This is a genomic window from Gorillibacterium terrae, assembly GCF_051594785.1.
GTDB lineage: Bacteria > Bacillota > Bacilli > Paenibacillales > NBRC-103111 > Gorillibacterium.
The window spans coordinates 432,951-456,922 of the sequence record NZ_JBPPGI010000001.1 but is presented as its reverse complement, the minus strand read 5'-3'; the positions used below and the strand labels follow the sequence as shown (position 1 = coordinate 456,922).

Here is a 23,972-nt window from a genome sequence, read left to right as displayed (position 1 = left end):
TGGACATCCTTATGCTTTCCGGCCGGACCGCTTCGGCTTCGCCCGATTCTGCTCCGCCCGGTATTCGGTGATCCGGCGGACCAGATCGTAAGGGATGGGCCGGTCCAGCGGGAACTGCACCGAGCCTTTGGCGCCTTGGTAAGCGGACAGCTCATCCCGGAACGCCTCGATCCCTTCCGGATCGGGATAGAAGCCGATATGACGGCGGAACGCCGCAAAGTGCACCAGATTGCCGTTCAGCACGAACGTCGGCATTCGGTAACGGATCGCTTCCACGGCGTCCGGCGCCGCCTCGCGGATGGTGCGCCGCATTTCCCGCAGCCGTTCCTGCACGTCGGGCGGGAACGAAGCGATATAGGCGTCGATGGTTTCAATCGCTGCGTTAGACTCGTCCATGTCAACCTTCCTTTCCTGCAATCGGATACCAAAATAGGCCCACAAGGCGGACCGGTACGCTTCCTCGCTATCCAACAGGGTTTCCGTCCGTTCCCCCTTCTCGGTCACGATCAGCTTCTTTTCCGTCAACGAGATTCGGCCCTTATCCCTTTCCAGAGAACAAAGGCGGGTCCTCCGAAATCGGGAATCCGCCGCTGTCTCAAATGCCAGACAGCGCTCCCGGTATTCCTCCAGGTAGCGGCTTTGCAGACGGAAGGCGTATTCCAGGTTCCACTCCGAACCGTTCCCCGCCTTATGGAGCGAGCAGCGCCCGTCCCCGTCGAGCAGAAGCCTAAAATCCCCGTTCGCGTCCCGCTGGACGAGATCCGGCTGGAAGCGCAGCGGCTCCAGGAAATGATCGCCGAAACCTACGTCCGCCAGATACTGCTCTCCGTCCGCCTGGACTAGCAGGAGAACATGGTCGAATTCCGTTCCGTCTTCCATTACCTGAGCCGCCAGATAGTCGGCTTCGAAACCCAAATGCCGCAGCAAAAGGCAGAAAAGCCCGTTCAGCTCGTAACAGATTCCACCCCGCCTTCGGGCGATCAGCTTATCCCACAGTGCATCTTCATTAAGCTCTATCCGTCTGCCGTCCATGATATCCAAATTCTCGAACGGAAGGTGCAGCAAATGCCGCCTGTGCAGCATCCGGAGCGTCTCGGCGTCCGGAGCGGGCGGATCGGTAAACCTCAATCGGTCGAGGTAACCCTCCACGAAGCGGTCCCGCTCCATCGTTACTCCTCGGCTCCGAGCTGACGGAGCCTCTCCGCCGTCGTCCGATTGCCCTGCCGGATTGCGAGGGATAGCGCGGTCTCTCCCGCTCCGCCTCGGGCGTTCAGTTCCGCTCCGCGCCCGATCAGCAGTTGAAGAATCTCTGTCCCATCGTCGTGAAACGCCGCCGCATGCAGGCAGGTGTGCCCATCGCTGTCCGTCCGGTTTGGATCGGCGCCCCGGTCCAGCAGCAGCCGAATCACCTCCACGCTCCGCTCACCCGCGATCGCGGCATGCAGGGCGGTATTCGAGGGGATGTACGGAACGCGGGAATGCGAGAGCGCCTCAACATCCGCTCCATGCTCCAAAAGAACGCGGACCGCAGCCGGGCTGCCGAAATGGGCGGCAAAGCCGAGCGGAGTGAGCCCGTCCTCGTTTTCCCGGTTCGCCAGCTCGGGCTCGGCTTGCAGCAGCTCCTCCAGAGCCGGTGCATCTCCGGCTTGGGCCGCTTGAAACAGGCGGGTTACCGAATCGTTTTCTGCCATCTGGTTGTCCCCCTTCATTGATTTCAACCTTGATCTTGAATTCGGCCGAACAGCAATGCGTCAAGATATCGGCCCTCCAGATAATAGTGATCCGTTAACCGTCCCTCCAGCCGATACCCGTTCTTCTCCAGAACCCGGGCAGAGCCTACGTTGGCATCTACCACGCTCGCCTGGAGCTTATGGAGCTTCAGAACGTCGAAGGCAAAGCCGGTCGCGAGCGCCACGCACTCGGTTCCGTAGCCCTTGCCCCAATAGCCCCGATGCAGGACATACCCCAGCTCCGCCCGGTTGGCCTCCTGATCAAAGTTAAACAGCATCGCCGTCCCGATCACAGTTTGAGTCGATTTCTCGACGATGGAGGCATACCGATGGGTGCCGGCTGCCTCCCGCTGCAGCATCGTGTCCACGAACGCAGCGGTTTCCTCCGGGCGGCTCATGAGCCTCCAGCCGATAAACCGGGAAACCTGCTCGTCCGAGGCATAGTCGTGGACGGCCGGAGCGTCTTCGACCGCGAGCGGCCGTAACCGAATCCGATCCCCTTCCAGGGCATGAAAGCTAAGCATGATTCTCCTCCTCTAGCATCGGACATGCTTGCGTTTGAACCCCAGCATCCCTTTCTCGGCCGCCTTTTGAATGCGTTCGGAGGCAAGCAGGACCTTGCTTTTGGGCTTGTCTCCGTCGACCTCCACCGGGCCAACCGCCCTTGCCGTCTCGACCGCCCGGTCATGGAGCGGCACATAGGATACGGCAACGGTGTAGAGAAAGTTGTTCATCGAATATTTCGCGCGGTCGGGAGCGCTGTGGATCGTCGATTGAACCGCGTCCAGCAAGCGGGCGATCTTCGTCTCGGAGAACTCGCGGTCCGGGCGGTTGCCGAGCAGCCAGCAGTAGCAGCTCCAGCCCGCCGACATGCTCAGCTCTTGGCCGCCGGCGATCCAGCCATCGGCGACTTCCTGGGCGATCTCCGCTTCGGCCAGCGTGACGGCGACCACGAAATCGGACAGCATGTAGAAGTACGCGCCGTCGATCCAACGCTGGAAGTCTTCTCCCGTCATCTTCTTCGGCTCCGCGATAATGCCGGCGAAATACATGGCATCGTAATTGCCCGTCGCATACAGCCGCTCGGCGAGCGCTTGATTGAGCCCGATCTTCTTGAACAGCGGCTTCATCTCGCCGGTCGCTACGCCGAACAGCGGCTCGCGAGCGCCGTTCGCCCGGTACATCTTCTTGAGGCGTTCCTTCCCGAGCGCCTCCAGCTCCCGCATCACGTCATCCCATTCCATGCGCATCCTCCTTCTCGACAGGGCCGGCTCCCGCCGGCGCTTGATTCCCAGAATGACAAACCGGGGGGAGAAAAGCAACTGGGCGGCGCTCTATTGGTCCCGCACCCAGCTGATCCAGGGGTCCGCCAAGAGATCGGCCGTTTCGAGGCTTCGTGGAGTATCCGACGGGTATACGGAGGGCAGCTCCACATCGGGAGCCGTTCCGACGATCTGGTTCGGTTGATTTCGGTCGGTCAGGGTCAGCTCGACGTTCATTTTGAGCAGAATCCCGCTGTGCGGCAGAGCGATGTCCACCGGTGCGAGAAAAGCGCTCCCGCTGCCGCCGGTAGAGGTCCCGACGACTTCCCCGAGCTTGATCCCTTTTGCGGCGGCGGCGAAGGAATCTCCGGCCGAGAAGGTATCCCGGTCCGTCAGGATATAGACTTTGCCGTCGAAGGGAACGCTGTCCCGGGGTGTAAACCGCTTGGTGATCTTGAACACGTTCCAGTCCTTCTCGTCGAATTCCGCAAGCGAGGCTTTCTCCACCCGTTCGATATGGTAGACGTCCTTCTGCAGGAGATCGTTTGTCATTACCCACCGGTAGAGGTTGTATTTGAAGCCCATCCGGTCGAAGAAGCCTTTTCGCACGGCGGAATACTGCACGAAGGTCTTGGGCTCGCGAAGGAGCGGCCGGACCAGGTTCTCGCCCCAATAGGTTAGCTCTCCGCCTTCATTGCCCCGAATATCGATTATGAGTTTCTTGTATTTCCCCTTGGAATCGTTCAAGAAGTTTTGGAGGATGGCATGATCGCTTTCAATGTACTGCCCGTTGAACGTAAAAATTTTGATGTATCCCGTCTCCCCGTCCAATTCCCGGCAAACCGCATTCGGGTAATCCGAGGAACGCAGGCCCTTTTCCGCCTGGGCGCTTGCGCTTTGTTTCATGAGCTTTCCGGTATACCCCGTTCCGTCCTTCAACCGAAAATCGACGGTCCAATGATCGGAGCCGGTATTCGAATCAATGGAGAACAGCGTGCCAATGAAATTCTTGTTCAGAGCGGCATCGAACAGCAGTCGAGTTTTGCTCTGCAGCGAGTTCACGTACTCGTCCGTCCGCTTGCCATCAACCTTCTCGATGACCGTTCCTTCGGGCAGGGTGATGTCGGGGAAGGCATATTCCCGATTCAGAACATAGTTCCCGCCCGAGTAGACGACATCCGCATTGGAAAACGCATACCAGCCGAACGTTGCCGCTTCCTTGCCCCAGTAGTCCATTTTGAGGTACGCGCTTTTCTTGATATTGTAAAAATAAGCCTGTAAAAAAGAATCGTTCGCCGGGCGGTAGCCTCCGAAATAAACGCCGATGTGGCCGTCGCCCTGTCTTAAGCGCTGCGTGTACTCGTAAACCAGTTGAAAAAACTCGGCATTGCTCTCCGTCAGACCGGCCCTCTCGATGTAGCTCTGCTCCAAGGATGGTAGATCCTCGAGCGATTTCAGGCGCACGATCGCGTCGTTATAGGGATACACGTCCCGGACATAGCGGGTCAAATATTCGAAATCCTCCCGCTTCTCTTGCTTCGTCAGCGCCTTCACTCCGCTCGGCGTGTTTCGGTTCCACAACTCGAGATGCGCGGCCTGGTAAGTCGCGTACAAGACGATGACGAGAAGACACCGGCCTGCCACTCCTGCACTGATGCGTGCTCCCTTCTTAAGAGAATGCTTCCACTTCTTCGGCGGACTCTGCTTCATGATCATCCTCGCTTCAATCATCGGTTATGGTCATTTTATCCTATTTGGCGAAGATGCGCTTAAGAGATTTGTTACGATTCGGCTACCGCCAAATCGCGAAATTCGCCTTCATTCGAAGGCGGGATGTCCTATAATGAAGGGGCAATGGAATCATCCTATTCATAATGGAGGCTGCCGCCATGCTGAAGCTGTTTGAGTACAATTGGCAAGTTCGCAGGGATTGGTTCAACTGGTGCGAGACGGTGAGCGAGGAAGAGTTGCTGAAACGACGGATCGGCGGCTTAGGATACATCCTTCCTACGTTGTATCACATTGTCGCCGTCGAATATGGCTGGATCTGCGGCGGCATTGAACAAAAAACGATTGAGATTCCGCCGTTCGAGGAAGTGGCCCGTCTGCCGCTCGTGAAGGAGTTCTCCGCCCGTTGCCACGCGGAAATTGCCCCCTTCGTCAGGGGGTGGAACGACAGCCTGGAAAACCGCATTATGGTCGATATCACGGATGAAGGGGAACATGAACCCCATACCTTCGGCGAAGTCATGCGGCATGTCATTGCCCACGAGATCCACCACATGGGCCAATTGTCGGTCTGGTCGCGGGAAATTGGAAAGCCGCCGGTCACGGCAAACGTGATTGGCAGGGGATTATTCGACTTGACCGAGACTTGATGAATCAGGAGGGGATGAACAGCCAATAGGCCAGCCCCGCCGCCAGGACGGAGTGGACAAGCGTATACCCGGTTTTCCAGGAGGGAGGAATCGGCCTGTCGAAGCGCCACCAGCCGCCCGAGCCGGCGATATGGAAGATCAGGACATTGGCCGCATTGCGGCTGAAGTGAACCAGTGCCGCCGCCGTCACCGACCCCGTCGCATGGTAGACATAGAACAGCATCAAGCCGCCCAATAACCAGTCCAGCGTCTGAAACAGCGTAGCGCGGTTTGTGAGAAAGTGCCAGGCCGTAAACGCCAAGGCGGACACGAGCATGACCGTCACCCAACCGTAGGCGCGCATGGCGAAGGCAAAGTACCCCCGAAACAGAACCTCTTCTTGAAGGGCGGCTATGAACAAAACAGCGAACGCCAAGGGCAGGACCGGATCTCGGCGGAGCGATTTCCAGAAGTCCGGATTGCGACGAGCCGCAACCGTCCCGTTCTTTTGTAAAACAATAACGAACAGGCAGGCTGTAATCGGCGTTCCGACCAGCATTCCCGCCGCCAAGCCGACGCTCCGCTCCGTGAGGGCAAACCCGAGAACGGAGAAGGGGGCGCCGTCGCCCATGTGCAGGAGGACGGCAACGGCTGCAAGAAACAGCAGGTTAAAGAGTCCGGCGACGGCGAGGACCTTGGGGTTGCTCCGGCTGTTCATGTCCTTCAGATCGACTCCGATCCGCTTCACCGTCAGCATTGCCAGCAAGGACAATCCCAGGGAAACAAGACAGGCGGCCGCAACCCTCCAAAGAACGAAGACCCATTCATGCATCCGGAGCCTCCTCCCCGCCTGAGGTTAACGCGGCGTGGATATACCCGATGATGAAGGCCGTCTGTTCCTTCAACCGGGCCGCCTCCGCCCCGAAATGCAGGACGGCAAGCATCAGCCCGTCGAACGTGGACACGAGCGTCCGCGCGATCAAGTCCGGGTCGGCATCGGCCCGGAATTCTCCGCCGGCCATGCCGCGCCGCATCAACGCCGTCAATGCGTCGACGGTCGCCGCGACTCTGCGTTCCAGCAGGGGCAGATGCTCCTTATTTCGCCAGCCTTCGGTGAAGAAATACTCGTAGATCGCCGGGGCCATGCTGCCGGAGACGCCGGCAATCCCCTCCGCCGTTCTGCGGATCAGCAATTCCAGGACGGGCCAAGCGCGGTCCCCCTGGCGAACGGCCTCGGCCATCGCCGCCCGGCTTCGTTCATCCTGGGCTTGCAGCAGCGCGAGAAACAGCTGCTCCATGTTCGGAAAGTACGTATAAATCCCGCCGCGGCTGACCCCCGACCGCTCGATGACGTCCTGGATCGTCGCCGCTTGATATCCCTTCTCGCGAAAGACTTGTTCAGCCGCCTGAAAAATGACGCCTATGCGTTCCTCCCGGTGCTTGTCGGAAACCTTGGGCACGGTAACCAGCTCCCTCACTAAATAAGAGTCATTGATGACTCTTATTATAAGAGACATCAATGACTCTTTCAAGGGGAGGACTACCGCCCTTTTTGCGCATCCAGGATAAACATCGAGGCATCCCGGTTCATGAACAGGCTGCTGCCGGAATAAAACGTCTCGGACCGCACGGAAGCATACCCGATTTGGGTCATCCGATCGGCCAGCTCGGCTTGCTCGAAGCCGTTGTGGACCATATCGGAGACGATGTTTTCGTTCTTGTCGAAATCGACGATCAGCAGATGCCCGCCCTCCGCCAGAGCCTCGTACAAGCGGGTCAGGATCGCATCGACATCCCGGATGTGAAGCAGCACCTGGGCCATGAAGATGTAATCCGCGCGCAGGCCCGTTCCGGTTTCGTTTTCAAGATCAAGGCAGAGAGCATCCGCGTTCGGAACGGCAAACTCCGCGAGCTTCCGATTGATCCGGTCGATCATCTTCTGCGAGGAGTCCACAAACCGGATATGCCGAAACTCGTTCAGCAGGTTCAGGCCGACGAGACCGGTTCCGCAGCCGAAATCGATCGCATTCTTCTGATCGGCGTCAATCAGATAACCGCGGATGGCCTCCGCCGCCGTCTTGGCGACGTGAATGCGCTCCGCCGTGTCGTACCCGTCGGCCATCCGTTCGAAGATGTCGGTGTTTCCCATGATTGCCTCCTATTCGTTTGCACCGTTACCCGCATTCTTGGAGAAATACGTACGTGCATTCATCCGAGCGTTCCTCGGCGAACCGATAATTCAACCGGTCAAACGCCCGGATTCCCTCCACGGAGCCGATCTGCCGCTCCGCCATGAAGCGCACCATCTCGCCGCGGGCCATCTTGACCTGGGTGCCTTTTTCTACGACCTTGCCGTTTACGCTCTGCCCGAACACGCATGTGACCATGCGGGTCTTCTCGCCCAGATACGGAGCGATGCATTTGCTGTATTCCTTGGAGGCCAGATTCACGAGGCAATCGCTCTCCGACTGAAGTTGATCGGCGAGCTTGCGGTTCCAGAAGGCATAGAGCGAACGGAAGCCGGGCCCGGCGAGCTTCGCTTGCATCTCCAGCCGGTACGGAACCACGCCGTCGAAGGGGCGCAGCAGCCCGTAAAAGCCGGACAGAATCCGCAGATGCCGTTCGACATAGTCCAGTTCCCGCGTTTCGAATACCCCGGGCGCCATGTGCTGGTACTGAAGGCCTTCATAAGCAAACAGGGCTGGTGTCAGCCCGCGGGTCAAGTCCATCGTCCGAAACCGCTCCACGTTCAGCGTGGCGATGGCGTCGTTGCAGTTCCACAGCGACTTGGCTTCCGCATAGTCCATCTGCCGGACCAGGGCCAGCAGAACGTTCGACTCGCTCAAAAATTGCGGCAGCCGGCGATAAGCCATCATCTCGTTATCGGTCTTCATTTTTTTGGCAGGCGATATCAGAATTCTCATGTGTCTCCCTCAGCCGACTCTAAGTCTTCCCCTTGAATGGGGTACCTCCGTATTATAATTCTTTTATCATATAATAGTGTTGGTAATGATTTGGGGCATTATCGATTCGGGCCAGGATGGTATATCCGAGCTTTTTATAGAACTCCGGTGCTTGGAAGCTGAACGTATTTAATTGAATGAAGGAGCAGTCTTTCTCTCTGGCTATTTGTTCGGCCTCATCCAGGAGCCTTCTCCCGTATCCTTGTCCCCGGCAGCCGGGATGAACCCATAGAATATCAATCTCCAGCCAGTTCCAACAAATGGCGCTGTTCAATCCGGCAACGATTTCTCCCCGATCGTCCTTCACGCATAGATTCAGTTCCTCATAGCGCCCGTTCGGTACGTGCTCGGCATTAAATTCAATGAGTCGGTTTCGAACATATTGACTCTCCTCATTCGTGCTTTGCGTTATTTTGGATAAGGTCATACGGTCCTCCTTGTTGCCCATATTCGGTGAATGTCGGGCTTTTCTTCGGCTACAAATCCCCAACCATCTCTCCCAACTCCAAGTGAGACTTTGCGAGCCACAGCATCTCTTCGGCAAACCTTGCCGGGGGAACGCTGTGTTGGTCCATCGTCTTGGTGATCCACCAAGGGCTTTCCATGTACCAGAGCATCCGCAATGCCCTAACGAACTTCCCGACGGGAAACTCGCATTCGGTTCGGTATCCGCTCAAAAAGGCCCTCGCATTCCCTGCTTGAAAATCGTCCTTTAAGAGGGAGCACGACAGGATCGCTCTTGCCACATCCAGCTCCGGATAATCGTAATTCAACCGGTCAAAGTCCAAAATGGCCGACAGGCGATCCTGCTCAAACAGAAGATTATCCACCCACAAATCCCGATGGGCCCAGCCGCATTCACAGGCCGTCAGCATGGATAAATCCAAGGCTTCGGTCGCCTTGATTTGAAGCTCGACAAAAGGCAGCAGCCCCTGTTTCCCATCCCTCTCCGCCTCCCGATAGAGCGTGTTCCAATGGCTTACTCGGGATTCTTTGCTTGGCGGAAGGAATTGAGGCGCGGGCGGGTGCTTTGGCACCTCTCGATTTAACAACCGGTGCATTCTTCCGGTGTGACGTCCCAGGTCAACCATTTGCGCTTCGCAAACTTCACCGGGTTTTGCCACTTTGCCTTTCCGAAATTCCATGAGGATGAATCTTCGATGGTTGTCCGTTTCATGCAAGACCCGTCCTGCGTTCGTGAGCAGCTTCGGGCAGGCCACGCCCTCGGCATGCAATTCCTGTTGCCTGTTCAAGGTAGTCTTGATTTGATTTGAATCATACCGTCTAAATCTTTCTTTGCTATATTCCTTCAACAAAAAGGTACCTTGATCCGTCTCCAATATCCACTTGAGGTTCAGCCACCCCCGGTTAATCGGTGTCGCTTGGAAGATACGGAAACCGAATTCATTTTCGCAATAGGTTTTTAGTTCAAGATAGACTCTCCTTGGGTCTTCTCTCGTGCCCGACTCCACTGTCCGTCCCCACTCCCTTATTCGCAAGGATCGATGCCTAAAGGTCACTTGCTTAATTCGTTGCGGAAGCGGCGAACCCCTGCGTTCGCAATTTGTTAATAATGGAAGTTTTATGCTCCACGGTCAGTTTGCGATGGCCCGCATGTTTGATCCCCTATTGTCCGAGTTGGCTCATGGTCGTACCGGGAGACCATGCTTCGTATATCCAACGGATGGACCCAAGGCAAAAGGCCCCTCCCATCAAAAGGGGAGGGGCCGGCTCTACAAAGATCAGTTTATTAACGTTCTTAATCCGGATCAACCCGGACCCGCTCTTCCTTCATGTCCAGCTTCCCGATATAGGTAATATACGGTTTATCATAGTGGAAGCTCAACACGGGAACCTGCGTGACCGGACGGGTGGTTGAATCGCGTAAATCCATCGCGTAGAGTTTCTGTTGATCTTTGCGGTTCAAGTAGAATAGCTCCGTATCGGTCAAAATAAAGTCTCTCGTGACCAGACCGGGGATAACGGTCTGGGTATCCATCTGGGTATCATACTTTGCGATCTGGGATCTCTCATCGACATAATAAATCGTTCGGCCGTCAAAGGCCAGGCTTCTCAACACAGGAATTCGGAGAATAACCCGCGCAGCTCCGGTTCGACGATTCACTTGCCGGATTTCCGTTTGTCCATCCGTTTGCCCATCCGCTTGTCCTATGAGGTAAAGATGGGTTTCATCCAAAAAAAAGCCACTCACGGTGAGATAGAAGCTTGCCACGTAGGCATTTCCTTTCACAAGCCCCAACACCGTACCCTTATCGGCGCTTAGCTTCTTTTCGAAGATGATAGTCTCCTTAAACTTCGCGGTATCGACTCCTATAATGGAAAACCGGGTTACCCCTTCTCGGAGGCCTGATTTTTCATAATCATATTTCATGTAATAGACATGCGTGCCCTCTCCAAAAAGGGCTCCCTCTATTCGGGTCAACGAGGTCAGAGGATCGCGGACCAGGTTATGCTTCTCTCCGCTCGCTTGATCCTCGAAGACAATCTGATTCTTCCCAAGCTCCAATTCCTTGGGGTCCATATAAATTCGAACCTTATCCTGTTGAAACGACTGCCTGGAAGCGTAGTTATACGCAACGTCCACCCGATTACCCTTGGATGAGCCGCAGCCAACCAGCAGGGAGGCCGTCACACCGAGGAGAAGCAACGTAAACGGCAGTCTTCTCCCGATAGGTGTTCGCCGTTTTGTTATCCACCCATTGGATCGCTTACGCAGGATCACCACGAGCATGGCTGCGCAAAGACCAAAGGTAATGGCAAAAACCACGCTGCCCATTGGAAGGGAAACCTCTCGGAACACCAGATCCATCTGAGCCTTCCACGAATTGGGCTTGAACTCGTTCCCGCGGAAATAGCCCGTTGCCACCATGAACCCAAGCGGTCCCGGCAAGAAATACTTAGTCGATTCCAAGGGCAGTCCATAGTAAGGCAACAGCACGACCGCCGTGCAAGCAAACAAGGTGATGGCATATTTCTTCAAGCAAACCGAAGCAAACAGGACCCCTACGGCAAAACAGAGGCTACCCGCGAGTTTGCTTGCCGTTATCCCTAAGAAGGCTTGAAGCAGAGTCACCTCTTTGGTCGACGTACCAAAGAAGGACAAGCTCTCTAAGGAATAGTTACCGTTGCCTAAGCCGTATTTAAAAGCGTAGAAGCCATATCGCAAGCCGGCGCTCAGAAAACAAAGCAGACCGACCGTCGCAAACGCCAAGCCGATTTTGCTTAAGGTATGCGGTTTGGAGCCTTTTTTGACGGTAAGAAGGAGCGCATCCATCCTGCTTTCAAACTCATAGCAAAACATCGGGGCAACGAGAAGCAAAACCAACAGCACAAACAGGAGATCCAGGCTGTCGTTGGAGAGCAGCCCATCCCAGCCATTGGTATAGAGAAAATCGCGCTGATCCGGATGCTCACGCACATAGACGTACTGCTTGTAAGCCAGTTTAAACCCGGTTTCGTTCTTCAGAAGGTTCGCCAGGGTTTCGGATTGAGTCAGGAACTCTTGCTCTCCGATCTCCCCGTCATAGAAGTTGTCCGTTATTCTTTGCAAGGCAACCTTCGCATCCGAAATCCTGGCCGCTTCTTTTGAAAAAAAAGACCCGGTTGCTTCCGAGTAGGGACCCTGAACCTGATGGAGGTAGAACTGATACTCGGAACGATTCAACTCCATATCCGGGTTGGCGGGTTTATCCAGAATGGCCAGGGATGCCATGCTCAAGATGAAATACAGACCGATCAACCAAGCCCCTTTATGATGGAAAAGCATTTTTTTCATTTCGTACTTCCAGATGGACACGCTTCTCTCCCCCCTTCCTCAACACATTCTTCCGGGCAGCGATCCAAATGCCGGTAAGAAGCAAGGCTCCCCAGACGGCCGCCGCCAACAAGGCCGCGATATAGCTGGGGAGGGGAAAACCGGCCACTGAAACAAACTCCAGCTTTCGAAATAGTTCTCGGTTAACCAACAGCACAAACGGATTCATGACTTTGATCCAGACCCGTCCCGAGCCCATGTACACTTCCTCCACGTAAATACAAACCAACGAAAGCGACAACCCGACAATAAACGGAATGCGCGCGTTTCGGAACAAGCTCGATAGGAGCAAGAATGCCAAGGCAAACACAAGCAATCCCGCCGTCTTCACGAGTGCCGACAGGATAGCGTATTGTCCCAGACTCACGTTTAGGGCGGCGTGGATAAAATCTTCAAGCTGAAACAAGGGAGAAGAAGCGGCGCCCCACGAGTCGAACAGCGCCGAAAAGGCAACAAAGTCCAATAACCAAAACCAGAGGGAAACCCCCGATACAAACAAAGCGGCGGCGATCAGCTTCGCCCGAAGGGACGCGCCTCCTCCTGCCTTGGTCGTCAGGAGCAAACGATCCATTTCCGTTTCCTTGTCGTACAGAACAACGCTCATTAAGCCATACAGGCAAATCAACAGCACGAACAGCCCCGAAAAATCATACCCCACATAATGTTGATACATTTCCGTATAGGCCAAGCTCGGGATGGACCGTCCCCGAAACAGCTTCGCAATCGCTGCATTCTTCCTGCTCTCATATGAATTGCCAAGCGAGTTATAGAACGCTATATTTTCCCTGGCTGCGCGGACGACGCCCTGGGCGTATGCCTGGTATTCATATGCATACTTCATCGGCTGAACGTAGTTAAGCCGAAAGAAGTTCCAATCCTCGTAGACATTGGACAAAGAGGTATCCGGAGTCCGATATTCGGTGCTTGTCGTCCGTTGGCCCACCTGCTCATTAAGCGGCCAATAGATAGCCATCAGCTTCTCTATTTTGTCATTCGTGATCGTCCCGCCGAATTCGGCGTACTTCTGCCAATACAGCTCCTTCCAGCCCGGGTTTGCCAGCATGGAATCTCTTTCGTGTACGCTGTCTATTTTGACGACATTCAGGACAGAAAACAGCAGTAAGGCCACAAGGAGCGACCTCTTGCGAAAATGCTTGCGCCATTCAAAGCCAACCAGCCTCACCATGGTTCGCCCTCTCCGATATAGTAGAGAAAAACATCCTCCAGATTGGCCGGTACGCTCTCTGCCTGATCGTCGGGTTTCTCATCGTCTATCACCCGCAGAAGGATTTTATCCTGCTCCCGCAGCATATTGCTGATTCTAAGCCGCTGGAGCTTCTCGTCCACCATTCGGTCCGTTGCCGCGACATGCCATACTTTTCCCTTCATGCTATCCACAAGCGCTTGAGGCGTACCCTGTTTAAGCAGATGCCCGTCTTTGAGCAAAATAACCTGGTTGGCGATAAACTCGATATCCGAAACAATGTGGGTCGCAAGCAGAACGATCCGATTCTCGGAGAACTTGGTAATGAGATTGCGGAAGCGAATTCGTTCCTGAGGGTCCAGTCCCGCGGTCGGTTCATCCAAGATCAAGATATCCGGATCGCCCAGCATCGCTTGCGCAATTCCGACCCTCTGGCGCATCCCTCCGGACAAAGCGCCGATTTTTTTATTCGCGGCGCCGCTCAAATTGACGGTCTCCAGCAGCTCCTTCGCCCGCTTCTCCCCTTGTTGCCGGGGAATTTCCTTCAAGACGCACATGTAGTTGAGAAAATCCATCACTTCAAAGTTCTTATAGAATTGCGGGAACTGCGGCAAATAACCGATATGGGATAAGAATTGGTTCCCCAAGCTTCGCGCATCCACCCCATCGATCAGCACCTGCCCTTGATCGCTTTTCAGAATACCGACGAAAATATTGAGGAGCGTTGTCTTCCCGGCGCCGTTCGTCCCTAAGAGTCCATAGACGCCATTTTCCAGCTCTGCGGAAAAATTCTGCAGGGCAAACTTCCCTTTATATTGTTTCGAAATCTCTTTAAAGGCGACCTTCATCGGTGCTCACTCCTCTTAAAACTGGCCCATCACCACGTTGGTTTGAACATCCGGGCTTTTTGCCCCTACCAATACGATATAAAGCCGTTTCTCATCCAAGAGTTTAACGATGGGGACTTGAGCCATATAACGCTTATCTCCATCGTTCGGAATTCGCAGCTCCTTCTCAAGCTTGCCGGTGTTCGTATCATAGATCCGTACCTTCCAATCGGTCCGATCGGCGAGCGCAGTCGCGAAAGAGCCGCCCTTATCGGAGCCGGAGACAAATCGGCTTTCGCCTGCTTCGGTCAAGGAAAGAAACTTCGGTTTCCCGCCGGGCATCTTCATAACCAGCAGTTTTCCCGAAGGGGCGGTAAAATCCAAATCCTCGGCGAAAAGGACAACCTTATCGTAGTTGATTAATTCCCGGCACGAAAACGACTCGAAGGTTTGGTTGGTTAAGCTGCTGCCATCCCCATGAACGGTGCCGCAAGTCGAAAAGGACGACTTGCCGTCGATTGGCGGAATATCAAAGCTTTGCGCCGTAAAAGCCAAGTCCCGGTCCTCATTCGTAAAGCCAAGCCGTTCAAATGCGACAATCCCGGAACGCTTCTTAAGATTCGCAAGATCCGTCTGCCCTAAATCGATGAGCGTTGTCTGTTGCTCCTTCTTGAAGTCATACAGATAGAGCCCTTGATCCGTAGCATAAGCTGCCCGTTTGCCATCTGCCGAGAACGCGATGGATTCAGGAGAAATCATCCGTTCTTCCTCGCTTAGCAGGGAACGCGGACTGAATTCCGATTGCTTAACCAGACCGGAGTCGTAGAAAATCATGCTGTATGCAGGGGCGCCGCCCGCGATTCCTCCCCCGCTTTTGCTTACGGGATCGAAGGTCGCCCGAACCGCCTCGTAGCCATCCTCTCCCCTGTGGATCGATTGAATTCCTTCGTCCGACGTTTCCGCTATAATCCGCCCTGTCGCGAAATCATACAGATACAGCTTGTCCGCCGCGATCAGCACATGGTCTTCGTCCGCATAATGGACATTCTTGATATGTCCCTGTATCTCTTCCAGGGGCAATTTCAATGGAGGAGCAGATTCAGGAGGAGCGTCGGTGTGAACAGAAGGAGCCGCTTCAACCGTCGACTTCGCCGTCGCCGGTGCGGACTTCCCTTCCGGCTGTGCGCATCCGGCGAGCAGCCCGGAGAGAATAAGGGCCATGCCCAAGAGCTTCAATCGCCTCATCTCGATTTCCCCCATCACTTATAGAGCAGCAAGGAAGGGGTCTTCATTAAGACCACGACATCATCGGGAAAATCATCCGCGTTGAGGGGAACCGAGACGACATAAAAGGTATTGAAATCCTCCAGCTTCTCCAGCTCGATGTCGGCTTCTATAACAGAGGCATTTCCCTTCGTCAGTTCCGTTTCAAAGGACACGCCCTCTTCGCTGGCCAACGCCCGATGATTCACATAAAATGTGTTTCGATATTTCATTCCGGGATGGCCGAACAGATGGAAGGTCACATGGAGCTTTCCGTTCTTCCCGATCTGGAAGTGGTCCTGCCGGATGGCTCCATCCGTATATAAATCGCTGTACACGTTTTTATCCATTTTATCGATGTCCACGGTCTCCGCGATGCTGTGCTTATCCAATAGCTCTTGGGTCACCGGTGCGGTGGACAGCTGAACATGACTTAACCCCCCTTGCAGCGCATAAGGAGCAAAATCAACCGCCTCGGCAGCTTGTTTGAACACAAGCGGCCTGCCGGCCTCCAACGTCGTTTGAAAGCCTCCATAGGAGCTTGTTGTTTTCATGTCTGGTATAAAGCCCGGATTGTACAGGCTGGCGACGCGGAGCTGCAAAGTGTCCCCTTGTTTTCCGGTGACCGGGGTAAACACGAAAGTAAACGGCGTATCTTGATCATCCTCTTTCAATTGAAGGAGGTGCATATACTGATAGGAGGAGCCGTTCTCATCCAGTTTGTAGGGTTGCGCCTTTCCGTCGACAAAAAGAAAAAAACCAACATTCTTTGCTGTCCCCGAAGCACGCACCGAGTATGGAATTTTCAGTTCGCCGCCCTTGTATTCCAAAGGAAGGACCTTCCCGTTTCCATCCATCTGGAGATGGATGAAGCCATGGCCGATCGTGCCCAGAACGGTGGTTTGCGGTTTATTCTTCTCAAATGGATTTTGGCTGGCAGCGGCCGTATCCTGAGGGTCTTCCGTTTTGTTCAGGGAGCATCCTCCCGCGATGATGGCAAGTGTCATCATGATGAGGACCGCCATGCGTTTGAAGCCAACCGATTTTTTCACCCTGTTGTCATCTCCCTCTTGATTTCCAGTCCTTACCCGATCGGTCCTTGACGATCGTTCAAGCCCGTCTCCCGGAATAAGTAAGCCAGCGCTCCGACGAGGGAGCGCTGGCTTCATTGGCTCCGGATGATTCCTCTAAGCGGATGCTATTCCTCTTAGGTGTGGGTTACGGTGTATGCGGCATACGCGGAGTACGTAGTACCGCCCTGTACGCCATGCGTCCCATAAAATGCGTATGCGCCCGGATATAAGTCATCCCCTCGGCCGATCCCGCCAATGCCTCTTACGCCGGTCATGGAAAAAGAGTGAAGCGTGGTTCCGCTGATGTTCTGTTGGGAGCCGGTAATGGTATGATAGGCATTATCCGGATTCGCCGTCGTGTTGGTATACCACATGGCGTACTGATTGCCGGATACATATTCCAATTTACCGGTCAACGTTCCATAACCCGTTGTCGAAACGGTTTTGATATCCGTACCTGCAAACGCATTTACAGAGAACGCCAAGCATGCAACAGAAGCAATAACACCAACCGCAGATTTCTTAGCCAACTTCATTGGAATCCCTCCTCGTAGAATAGGCAGCTTGTCGAATACAAAAGCATTGGACTGGAAAACCCTTACGCTCCCCTCATGTCCGGATCGTGCTTTCATGATTGGACAGCTACTAGATAAACGGGTTAACTTGATGATTTATGACAGGATTTGAGAAAAATAATAAAAATTGTTCTTGGACGTCCACTTTTCCTTGATTTACTCGATTTCATGGGCTTCCCCCCACTTTCCGGCGAATAAGTTGGCCAATGTCTTTTTGGCCCTTTCGATTCGTTTGCCTAATGCCGGTTCATTAATGTCCAGCTCCCTGGCAATTTCTTTGTAGGACATGTTCTCCACATAGCGCATGGATAAAATAATGCGTTGATGGAGCGGAAGCTCGTTGAGCGATTCGAGCAGCAGCTCCTTTTGCATGGTTCTTTCAACGGCCTCGTAGGTTGAATTCCATAGCTCGCTTCCCTCGTAGAGAACAACGGAATCTATATCAAAAACCAGGCGGTACTTTTTATTTACTCTAATAAAATCGATCGCAGTTCTGCGGGTAACCTGGATAAGCCATGCCTTTATATTGGAATCGGCCTTTGCCTTTGGGCCAAATTTCATCGCTTTCATAAAGCCTTCCTGTAGGACGTCTTCGGTTAAAGGACGGTCATGAAGCATCAGGAGAATATAGGGAAACACAAGCTCCCTGTAAGCCGAAAACAAATTACGTTGAGTAAATTCGTCCAGTTCCCTGACATTGCTACGAAACAGCCCCCATATCAGCTCATCCATATTGATTTCCTCCTTTTTGCAGTCGCCAGTTCCTCAATTTCTAAACTCAGACTAATTCTTTTTTTGTTTCCTTTTTTAGTATACACTTTCCAATTAAGTTGAGGATGTGCAATATGTACAGCAAAAAAAGAGAACGCCCCGGGGCGTTCTCTTGAAAACGAATCCATTCTGTTGAAGTCGGGCCTAATTCGAGCATACTTCACAACGCGCTGCGCCGCAGTTCATAAAAATACTGAACTGCTGGATGTTTTACTTTCATCTTGTCGGACATGTCCAATATCCGCTTTTTCCCAAGCCGTTTATCCACCAAAGCCAGAATATTCAGCAGGATATCCTGGCTCTCCAGGCTTTTCTCTAACGAGGTCGTTAAAAACGTATTCGCCTGAGCGATAAAATTCGATTTGCTTAGTGCCGCCTGCGCCGCCATAAGCTCCTTTGCATGTGCCGTACTCTTTCGGTTGCGGGCAATGACGTATAGACGATCCTCCGGCACCGGCCCCTTCAGCTCTTCTCGGATCGCTTCGATTTCGTCGCGGCTGATCGACAGGTGGATAGCTGGATCATGCTTAATGTCCAGCTCGGTTGGATACCATTTTATCGAGTTCGCCTTATCGCTCAGATTGAGCACGTTCTTTTTGTCTACGGTGATATAACAAGTGCCGGGCTTATCCGCCCAATACCGATAAGCGGGCGCGCGATATTCCACCCTTTCTTTTAACGCAGGGCTTAGAAAGCTATCCAACTGCTGCTTCAATTTGCTCCAGGACATGGATGTTCCTCCGTGCCATCCGGCTCCAGTCTTTCAAACTCATCGAGCCATGCGCGCACTTCATGGGTTGATTTGGCGTTCATTAAGTGATTTCGTAATTCACTCGCTCCCTTAAATCCGCGGACGTAGATCTTAAAGAAACGGGGAAGCGGCCCAAACGAACGGGATTCCAAAGCGGAATAGCGATCATGGAGATCCAGATGCAGCCGCAGCAAATCAAGCAGCTCTTTCCTGCTGTGAGCCTTCGGTTCCTTCTCGAAAGCAAACGGATTCTGAAAAATACCGCGTCCGATCATGATGCCATCCACACCGTATTGCTCCGCGAGCCGAAGGCCGGTCTGCCGGTCGGGGATATCTCCGTTAATGGTCAGCAGAGTATCCGGCGCGACCTCATCCCGTAGCCGCTTAATCTCCGGAATCAGCTCCCAGTGAGCGTCCACTTTGCTCATTTCCTCTCGGGTTCGCAGATGGATGGTTAGATTCACAATGTCCTGCTGCAGGATATGGGTTAACCAGCCGCGCCATTCGCCGACGTCGCTAAAGCCGAGTCTGGTTTTTACACTAACCGGCAGCCCCCCCGCTTTCGCAGCCTGAATGATATCGGCTGCAATTTCGGGTCGGCAGATCAGGCCGCTTCCCTTCCCGTTCTCCGCCACATTCGCAACCGGACAGCCCATATTGATATCAATGCCTTTAAACCCTTCCTTTGCCATACCGATGCTCATCTGACGAAAGTACTCCGGCTTGTCTCCCCAGATATGGGCGACCATGGGCTGTTCATCCTCGGTATACGTCAACCGCCCGCGAACGCTATGGTTTCCCTCCGGGTGACAGTAGCTCTCGGTGTTCGCAAATTCCGTAAAAAACACATCCGGTCTGCCCGCTTCGCTTACTACATGACGAAACACCACATCCGTCACATCTTCCATGGGAGCCAGTATAAAAAAAGGGCGCTGCAACTCACGCCAAAAATTATGTTTCATCTCAGGTAACCTCTCTATACAGGACAATCTTTATCTTCACTTATAACATGGGGAAGCAGCCCGAATCAAACGGCAGGATATGTCAATGGCCGGCGGGGATGGCCCTCATAGGAGGGAAAGCAGGATTTCTCCTCGCTTAAAATACGTGATCAAATGTTCGTTCAGAAGAGCGTCTTCCTTGTTCTTAAGCAACTCGATTGCCTTGGCTGTAAAATTCCAATTCAAACAACCCGTCAACCACAACAAGGAAGGGAGCCTTTCGAAATCGTTTGGTGAGAGCCATTCTTCAGCGCCATATCCCCGCAGTACAGTTTTTGCAAGCGTTGGAGACATTTCGTGCGATCCGAGTCCATGAGTTCTCGAGTACCATTTAACTAGCCAGGCTAGCCCCTCCACTCGATCCGTGTAGGTTATGGATTCGAAATCGACAACGCCGATAATATCCCCGTTCTCATTCCAAAGGATATTTAGGGGATTAAGGTCCGATTGAACGAGGTAGTCATAAGAATCCGTCCTGGCTTTTTTCAGATGATATTCCATTTCGTTAAAATAGCTGGTTAATAATTCATTAGTGGATGGCGAAGAACCCGACGATTCTGCATGATGACGGAGTAACGTGGAAAAATGGTCGTACCCCTTATGATGTGGCTGTTTAGGAAAAACGGAAGTTTCGAATTTCGTTGATACATTATGCATCTTTCGGGCAAAAGCACCCATTTTATTTGCGATGGAGTCCGTACAATGAGTGAGGTGTTCCCCTTCTATCCACTCAAACAGAACGAACCTCCATTCTTTGTCCGCTTGGTTTACGACGGTAAAGGGTTCCTCCTTCACCGTTAACACCTGTTTCATAAAAGGGATTCCCGAATGACGAACGAACTTACAAAAACGCATTTGTTCCGTCAAAACTTCATCCGTCACCTGAATAAACGCCTCCGTTTCATAGCGTTTATTGCTCATCCATCTTGCTGAATAAAATTGGTTATCCACCTGAATTTTATAATGTAAATCTCCATGCCCGCTAGTAGGATTAAGCTCCTTTTCAATGGTTAGACTGCCGGGATTTAATCCATATTGCTTAATTGAGGTTTGAAGCAACGGGAACATATCCAAACCAACAGCACCTCCTCTATAAGGACAAACCGAACAATAGATTCTCTGGATATATAGATTGAACAAAAGAACGTCGGAGAAGAGGAAGGTCGTGAAGAAGCGAAGCGTTCGCCTTTGATCCCGGATTCCCCCTGGAAAATGGAGGGTTTGAATCGCGGCAAGGTTTAGTATAATGAGCTACAAGCGGAGAAAATTTGTATTTTCTTAGGAGGTGGTTGTATGAGTGAAAGCGACATTAGCGATATTACCCCGATTCGAAAACCAAACATGCTCCGCCGGTTTAATCGCTTCTCTCCCAAGCCTCGTTTAGGTATCCTCCAGTAAAACGATATCTTCTCCTTGATCCTGCCTTCGTTTAATGTTGTCTTTTCCCCATGCACACATCACATCCACAATCCGATTGGCGGTAACCCCATATTCCGTAAGGCTGTATTCAACCTTTGGCGGCATCTGCTGGTACACATGCCGGTAGACGAGTCCATCCCTTTCGAGCTCGCGAAGCTGCTGGATCAGAACCTTTTGGGAAATGCCGCTGATCTCACGCTGCAATTCGCCAGTTCTCTTGACGCCGGTCATCAGGAAGCAGATGATGAGAGCCTTCCATTTGCCGCCGATGATTTCAAGCGTGGCTTCGATCCCCAGTTTGTATTCCTTCACGAAGCAACCCTCCATCCAAGTACTTACCTTAAGGTAACTCTCTTACTTTTTTGTGTGTATTTTCTTTTTGCTTGGCTTGCCAGATAATGAGGGAGTACCTAACAAAGAGCAAAAGGAAGGGGTTTATTATGAAGACTCTAGTGATCTTGGCTCATCCGAACCTTGAGGCATCGAGGGTAAACCGGCGCTGGAAAAATGAACTGCTGCAGTATCCGAACGAGATTGCCATTCATGAGATCTACAAAGAATATCCGGACTGGACCATCGATGTTCCTCGAGAGCAGAATTTATTAGAAACTCATTCCCATATTGTCATTCAGTTTCCGTTATATTGGTACAGCTACCCGCCTCTGCTGAAAAAGTGGTTCGACGATGTCTTTACTCACGGGTGGGCCTATGGATCGACAGGCGACAAACTGAAAGGGAAACGGTTCGGGCTTGCCCTGTCCATCGGTGACAAAAAAGAAAATTATCGGCCGGACGGCTCCGTTTCGTTTACCGTGGAGGACGTGATTGTGCCGTTCAAAGCCAGTATGAGACACGTCGGCGCAGAGGCCCTCCCCTATTTTGCGGTCTTCGGAGCTTCTTTTCAAGCGAGCGATGAGGAAATTCATCAGAGCGCCAAAGACTACGTTAACTATATCGGTAAGTATCAAGCATGAACCGCTTTGCCGCCGATGGCGGTTTTTTTTCGAGAAATTCTTTTGTCCATTACTCCCAGTTTGCTTCCTATCAGAGTACGTCTTATCCCGTAAGATTCCGCCCCTCCGTGAGCCTTCCCCCTCAGTGCCCGCAAGCAATAGCAGCGGGCATCCCGGGATGAACCCCTCCCAAATCTACCCTCAGTTGTGTTAGATTATCTAACACATGATTGAATGATATCATTCATTTCCGCAATATTAATCAATAATGATAGATTATTGTACATATAAATAGCTTTTTCGACTTATATCTTGCGCGTTCGACAAATTGATGTTAGTATTTCTACAATATTTATGTTACATATCACTGATATATCAGTCAACCAAAAGGAGCTTGTCGCCATGAGCATCATAGTCGTGCATGGAAGCGTGGAAACAAGCACGGAGCCTCCCTACATAAGAGGGTTAGAGCAAGCGGCTATTCAAGGTTTCAAAAAGCTGGCGGCGGGGGGACACCGGCTCGATGCGGCGGAGGAGGCGATCAAGGAGCTGGAAGACAACCCGCTCTACAACGCCGGCTTGGGTTCCGTCCTGAACCGGGACGGCTACGTTGAAGTCGACGGAGCGATGATGGATGGAGCTACCGGCCGGTTTGGGGCGGTAGCGGCCATGAGAGGAATCCGCAGAGCGGCCTCTGTAGCCCGGAAAGTCATGGAAGCTTCCAGGCACGCCGTCCTTGCCGGAGAAGGCGCAGCCTTATTTGCCAGAGAGATGGGCTTCGAGGAAGACGATTGCGTCACCGAAGAGCAACTGGATTCCTGGCGCACCGCCACCTCTCTGCTCAGGGAAGGGCGCAGGCTGGAATACAGCGCGTTCACCGGATTAAAGAAAGAAACCGACACGGTGGGATGCGTCCTCCTGGATGACGAACACCGTCTCGCTGCCGCCTCTTCCACCGGGGGTTCGTTCCTGAAACTCCCTGGACGGGTAGGGGATACGCCATTCATCGGCGGCGGCATCTTTGCTTCCGAAGAATGCGCGGTCGTCTGCACCGGCAGAGGCGAAGCCTTCCTGGTTACCTTGACCGCCAAGTTCGTTCAGGATCGGATCGCGGAAGGCGTCACGCCTCTTGAGACCGCAAAGCAGGCGATCCAGCGCATGACGAGCTTAACCGGCGAATACGGAGGCTTGATCGTCGTGGATCGGTTCGGCAGGACGGCGGCCGTTCACAACTGCGACCGCTTCCCCGTTGCCATGGTGAAGAATGGATCCGTTACGCCCATCGAGGTCATTCGGATCTAAGTCATCCTAACCGAACGGAGGTTGCCCCTTCCTATGAACGGATTTGCGGACAAAGAGCCGTCCTTGACGGACAAGGTGTACAAAGAGATCAAGGAAATGATCGTCTATGGCCAACTCAAGCCTGGGGAAGCCCTAAGCGTCGGAGAGTTCGCGGATCGATTCAACGTCAGTAAAACCCCGGTCCGGGAAGCCTTCCATTTTCTCAAGCATGACGGGTTGATCGATATTCTTCCTTACAAGGGAGGACTGGTCAGCCAATTGAACCTGAAGGACCTGGGCGAGCTGTTCACTCTTCGCGTCCTGCTGGAAGGAGGAGCGGCCGAGCTTGCCGCGATCCACGCGACCGAGCCGGCCATCCGTAAACTGGAAAGTCTTGTGGACGTCGATATCAGCAGCCTGGACCAGGCGGATGGAATTTCAATCATGAAGCGGAACTTCGACTTCCACGAAGCGGTGGCCGAAGCGGGCAACAACCTGCGCTTGAAGAAAATGATCGTCCATATTTTGGACACGATGCAGCGCGTTCTGTATCTGGACCTGAGAATCGGCAGCACGTTCTCCATGAACGATCACCGGCAGCTTGTGGATTTGATCAAGCAGCGCGATCCCGCCGCCGCCAAAAAACGGATGGTCGACCATATTACCAATACGCGAAACCGGATACTCTCCACGGATTTCATCTAGGA

At 53.2% G+C, this 23,972-nt stretch carries 26 protein-coding genes; 4 read left to right on the top strand and 22 right to left on the bottom strand.

Annotation, left to right across the window (positions count from 1 at the left end):
- Positions 1-9: 9 nt before the first annotated feature.
- From ACSEXS_RS01895 to ACSEXS_RS01875, 5 genes are all read right to left on the bottom strand, one after another.
- On the bottom strand, positions 10-1,167 hold the full coding sequence (locus tag ACSEXS_RS01895) for an arylamine N-acetyltransferase (RefSeq protein WP_438431492.1): 1,158 nt from the start codon (positions 1,165-1,167) through the stop codon (positions 10-12).
- 2 nt (positions 1,168-1,169) lie between these two features.
- Entirely contained in the window at positions 1,170-1,691 is a 522-nt protein-coding gene (locus tag ACSEXS_RS01890) for an ankyrin repeat domain-containing protein (RefSeq protein WP_438431491.1), read from the bottom strand.
- A 23-nt stretch (positions 1,692-1,714) separates the two neighbouring features.
- A complete protein-coding gene (locus ACSEXS_RS01885) occupies positions 1,715-2,254 on the bottom strand; it encodes a GNAT family N-acetyltransferase (protein WP_438431490.1) in 540 nt (179 codons plus the stop codon).
- 12 nt (positions 2,255-2,266) lie between these two features.
- A complete protein-coding gene (locus ACSEXS_RS01880; protein ID WP_438431489.1) occupies positions 2,267-2,974 on the bottom strand; it encodes a DNA alkylation repair protein in 708 nt (235 codons plus the stop codon).
- 90 nt (positions 2,975-3,064) lie between these two features.
- A complete protein-coding gene (locus tag ACSEXS_RS01875) occupies positions 3,065-4,702 on the bottom strand; it encodes a S41 family peptidase (RefSeq protein ID WP_438431488.1) in 1,638 nt (545 codons plus the stop codon).
- A gap of 179 nt (positions 4,703-4,881) precedes the next feature.
- Between ACSEXS_RS01875 and ACSEXS_RS01870 the strand changes: the two genes are divergently transcribed.
- Positions 4,882-5,370 carry a DinB family protein gene (locus tag ACSEXS_RS01870; protein WP_438431487.1) on the top strand — a complete coding sequence of 163 codons (489 nt, stop codon included), beginning with the start codon at positions 4,882-4,884 and terminating at the stop codon, positions 5,368-5,370.
- A 4-nt stretch (positions 5,371-5,374) separates the two neighbouring features.
- Here the strand turns inward: ACSEXS_RS01870 and ACSEXS_RS01865 are convergent, their stop codons facing one another.
- The 17 genes from ACSEXS_RS01865 to ACSEXS_RS01785 all read right to left on the bottom strand — a co-directional run bounded on the left by ACSEXS_RS01865 (position 5,375) and on the right by ACSEXS_RS01785 (position 21,343).
- Positions 5,375-6,181 (bottom strand): CPBP family intramembrane glutamic endopeptidase, encoded by an 807-nt coding sequence (locus tag ACSEXS_RS01865; protein WP_438431486.1) that lies wholly within the window; start codon positions 6,179-6,181, stop codon positions 5,375-5,377.
- Positions 6,174-6,809, bottom strand: a complete 636-nt coding sequence (locus ACSEXS_RS01860) for a TetR/AcrR family transcriptional regulator (protein WP_438431485.1) — start codon at positions 6,807-6,809, stop codon at positions 6,174-6,176. Before ACSEXS_RS01860 ends, ACSEXS_RS01865 begins: the two co-directional genes overlap by 8 nt.
- 80 nt (positions 6,810-6,889) lie before the next feature.
- A complete protein-coding gene (locus tag ACSEXS_RS01855; protein WP_438431484.1) occupies positions 6,890-7,498 on the bottom strand; it encodes a class I SAM-dependent methyltransferase in 609 nt (202 codons plus the stop codon).
- 25 nt (positions 7,499-7,523) lie between these two features.
- The gene (gene yaaA, locus ACSEXS_RS01850; protein ID WP_438431483.1) at positions 7,524-8,273 is read right to left on the bottom strand and encodes a peroxide stress protein YaaA; all 750 of its coding nucleotides are present in this window, start codon (positions 8,271-8,273) and stop codon (positions 7,524-7,526) included.
- A gap of 52 nt (positions 8,274-8,325) precedes the next feature.
- Complete coding sequence (locus ACSEXS_RS01845; protein ID WP_438431482.1) at positions 8,326-8,739, bottom strand: GNAT family N-acetyltransferase; 414 nt, start codon at positions 8,737-8,739, stop codon at positions 8,326-8,328.
- Between the two features lie 49 nt (positions 8,740-8,788).
- Positions 8,789-9,784: a phosphotransferase gene (locus ACSEXS_RS01840; protein ID WP_438431481.1), complete on the bottom strand. Its 996-nt coding sequence runs from the start codon at positions 9,782-9,784 to the stop codon at positions 8,789-8,791.
- Between the two features lie 287 nt (positions 9,785-10,071).
- Entirely contained in the window at positions 10,072-12,129 is a 2,058-nt protein-coding gene (locus ACSEXS_RS01835; protein ID WP_438431480.1) for a DUF5050 domain-containing protein, read from the bottom strand.
- Positions 12,083-13,333 (bottom strand): ABC transporter permease, encoded by a 1,251-nt coding sequence (locus ACSEXS_RS01830; RefSeq protein WP_438431479.1) that lies wholly within the window; start codon positions 13,331-13,333, stop codon positions 12,083-12,085. The genes ACSEXS_RS01835 and ACSEXS_RS01830 overlap by 47 nt, the downstream gene beginning before the upstream one ends.
- Positions 13,327-14,199, bottom strand: coding sequence for an ABC transporter ATP-binding protein (locus ACSEXS_RS01825; RefSeq protein WP_438431478.1), 873 nt, complete (start codon positions 14,197-14,199; stop codon positions 13,327-13,329). The genes ACSEXS_RS01830 and ACSEXS_RS01825 overlap by 7 nt, the downstream gene beginning before the upstream one ends.
- Positions 14,200-14,214: 15 nt before the next feature.
- Positions 14,215-15,423, bottom strand: a complete 1,209-nt coding sequence (locus tag ACSEXS_RS01820) for a transcriptional regulator (protein WP_438431477.1) — start codon at positions 15,421-15,423, stop codon at positions 14,215-14,217.
- A gap of 14 nt (positions 15,424-15,437) precedes the next feature.
- On the bottom strand, positions 15,438-16,493 hold the full coding sequence (locus ACSEXS_RS01815; protein ID WP_438431476.1) for a beta-glucanase/beta-glucan synthetase: 1,056 nt from the start codon (positions 16,491-16,493) through the stop codon (positions 15,438-15,440).
- Between the two features lie 155 nt (positions 16,494-16,648).
- Complete coding sequence (locus ACSEXS_RS01810; protein ID WP_438431475.1) at positions 16,649-17,050, bottom strand: hypothetical protein; 402 nt, start codon at positions 17,048-17,050, stop codon at positions 16,649-16,651.
- Positions 17,051-17,245: 195 nt separating this feature from the next.
- Positions 17,246-17,821, bottom strand: a complete 576-nt coding sequence (locus ACSEXS_RS01805; protein ID WP_438431474.1) for an RNA polymerase sigma factor — start codon at positions 17,819-17,821, stop codon at positions 17,246-17,248.
- A 199-nt stretch (positions 17,822-18,020) separates the two neighbouring features.
- The gene (locus ACSEXS_RS01800; protein ID WP_438431473.1) at positions 18,021-18,590 is read right to left on the bottom strand and encodes an SF0329 family protein; all 570 of its coding nucleotides are present in this window, start codon (positions 18,588-18,590) and stop codon (positions 18,021-18,023) included.
- Positions 18,572-19,573, bottom strand: coding sequence for a tRNA dihydrouridine synthase (locus ACSEXS_RS01795; protein WP_438431472.1), 1,002 nt, complete (start codon positions 19,571-19,573; stop codon positions 18,572-18,574). Before ACSEXS_RS01795 ends, ACSEXS_RS01800 begins: the two co-directional genes overlap by 19 nt.
- A 105-nt stretch (positions 19,574-19,678) precedes the next feature.
- Positions 19,679-20,680, bottom strand: coding sequence for a phosphotransferase enzyme family protein (locus tag ACSEXS_RS01790; protein ID WP_438433060.1), 1,002 nt, complete (start codon positions 20,678-20,680; stop codon positions 19,679-19,681).
- A gap of 312 nt (positions 20,681-20,992) precedes the next feature.
- Positions 20,993-21,343: a winged helix-turn-helix transcriptional regulator gene (locus ACSEXS_RS01785; protein WP_438431471.1), complete on the bottom strand. Its 351-nt coding sequence runs from the start codon at positions 21,341-21,343 to the stop codon at positions 20,993-20,995.
- A gap of 128 nt (positions 21,344-21,471) precedes the next feature.
- On the opposite strand from ACSEXS_RS01785, the gene ACSEXS_RS01780 reads away from it, so the two are divergent.
- The 3 genes from ACSEXS_RS01780 (at position 21,472) to ACSEXS_RS01770 (ending at position 23,970) form a co-directional block, all read left to right on the top strand.
- Entirely contained in the window at positions 21,472-22,005 is a 534-nt protein-coding gene (locus ACSEXS_RS01780) for an NAD(P)H-dependent oxidoreductase (RefSeq protein ID WP_438431470.1), read from the top strand.
- 381 nt (positions 22,006-22,386) lie between these two features.
- A complete protein-coding gene (locus tag ACSEXS_RS01775) occupies positions 22,387-23,286 on the top strand; it encodes an isoaspartyl peptidase/L-asparaginase family protein (RefSeq protein ID WP_438431469.1) in 900 nt (299 codons plus the stop codon).
- A gap of 33 nt (positions 23,287-23,319) precedes the next feature.
- A complete protein-coding gene (locus ACSEXS_RS01770; RefSeq protein ID WP_438431468.1) occupies positions 23,320-23,970 on the top strand; it encodes a GntR family transcriptional regulator in 651 nt (216 codons plus the stop codon).
- Positions 23,971-23,972: the final 2 nt, after the last annotated feature.

Excerpts from the sequence above, each read along its gene's own strand:
- ACSEXS_RS01795 (WP_438431472.1), bottom strand. The coding sequence starts at position 19,573 with ATGAAACATAATTTTTGGCGTGAGTTGCAGCGCCCTTTTTTTATACTG.
- ACSEXS_RS01870 (WP_438431487.1), top strand. The coding sequence starts at position 4,882 with ATGCTGAAGCTGTTTGAGTACAATTGGCAAGTTCGCAGGGATTGGTTC.
- ACSEXS_RS01885 (WP_438431490.1), bottom strand. The coding sequence starts at position 2,254 with ATGCTTAGCTTTCATGCCCTGGAAGGGGATCGGATTCGGTTACGGCCG.
- ACSEXS_RS01880 (WP_438431489.1), bottom strand. The coding sequence starts at position 2,974 with ATGGAATGGGATGACGTGATGCGGGAGCTGGAGGCGCTCGGGAAGGAA.
- ACSEXS_RS01780 (WP_438431470.1), top strand. The coding sequence starts at position 21,472 with ATGAAGACTCTAGTGATCTTGGCTCATCCGAACCTTGAGGCATCGAGG.
- ACSEXS_RS01825 (WP_438431478.1), bottom strand. The coding sequence starts at position 14,199 with ATGAAGGTCGCCTTTAAAGAGATTTCGAAACAATATAAAGGGAAGTTT.
- ACSEXS_RS01790 (WP_438433060.1), bottom strand. The coding sequence starts at position 20,680 with ATGTTCCCGTTGCTTCAAACCTCAATTAAGCAATATGGATTAAATCCC.
- ACSEXS_RS01875 (WP_438431488.1), bottom strand. The coding sequence starts at position 4,702 with ATGAAGCAGAGTCCGCCGAAGAAGTGGAAGCATTCTCTTAAGAAGGGA.
- ACSEXS_RS01865 (WP_438431486.1), bottom strand. The coding sequence starts at position 6,181 with ATGCATGAATGGGTCTTCGTTCTTTGGAGGGTTGCGGCCGCCTGTCTT.
- ACSEXS_RS01800 (WP_438431473.1), bottom strand. The coding sequence starts at position 18,590 with ATGTCCTGGAGCAAATTGAAGCAGCAGTTGGATAGCTTTCTAAGCCCT.
- ACSEXS_RS01820 (WP_438431477.1), bottom strand. The coding sequence starts at position 15,423 with ATGAGGCGATTGAAGCTCTTGGGCATGGCCCTTATTCTCTCCGGGCTG.
- ACSEXS_RS01890 (WP_438431491.1), bottom strand. The coding sequence starts at position 1,691 with ATGGCAGAAAACGATTCGGTAACCCGCCTGTTTCAAGCGGCCCAAGCC.
- ACSEXS_RS01770 (WP_438431468.1), top strand. The coding sequence starts at position 23,320 with ATGAACGGATTTGCGGACAAAGAGCCGTCCTTGACGGACAAGGTGTAC.
- ACSEXS_RS01895 (WP_438431492.1), bottom strand. The coding sequence starts at position 1,167 with ATGGAGCGGGACCGCTTCGTGGAGGGTTACCTCGACCGATTGAGGTTT.
- ACSEXS_RS01775 (WP_438431469.1), top strand. The coding sequence starts at position 22,387 with ATGAGCATCATAGTCGTGCATGGAAGCGTGGAAACAAGCACGGAGCCT.
- ACSEXS_RS01810 (WP_438431475.1), bottom strand. The coding sequence starts at position 17,050 with ATGAAGTTGGCTAAGAAATCTGCGGTTGGTGTTATTGCTTCTGTTGCA.
- ACSEXS_RS01805 (WP_438431474.1), bottom strand. The coding sequence starts at position 17,821 with ATGGATGAGCTGATATGGGGGCTGTTTCGTAGCAATGTCAGGGAACTG.
- ACSEXS_RS01845 (WP_438431482.1), bottom strand. The coding sequence starts at position 8,739 with ATGACCTTATCCAAAATAACGCAAAGCACGAATGAGGAGAGTCAATAT.
- yaaA (WP_438431483.1), bottom strand. The coding sequence starts at position 8,273 with ATGAGAATTCTGATATCGCCTGCCAAAAAAATGAAGACCGATAACGAG.
- ACSEXS_RS01855 (WP_438431484.1), bottom strand. The coding sequence starts at position 7,498 with ATGGGAAACACCGACATCTTCGAACGGATGGCCGACGGGTACGACACG.
- ACSEXS_RS01830 (WP_438431479.1), bottom strand. The coding sequence starts at position 13,333 with ATGGTGAGGCTGGTTGGCTTTGAATGGCGCAAGCATTTTCGCAAGAGG.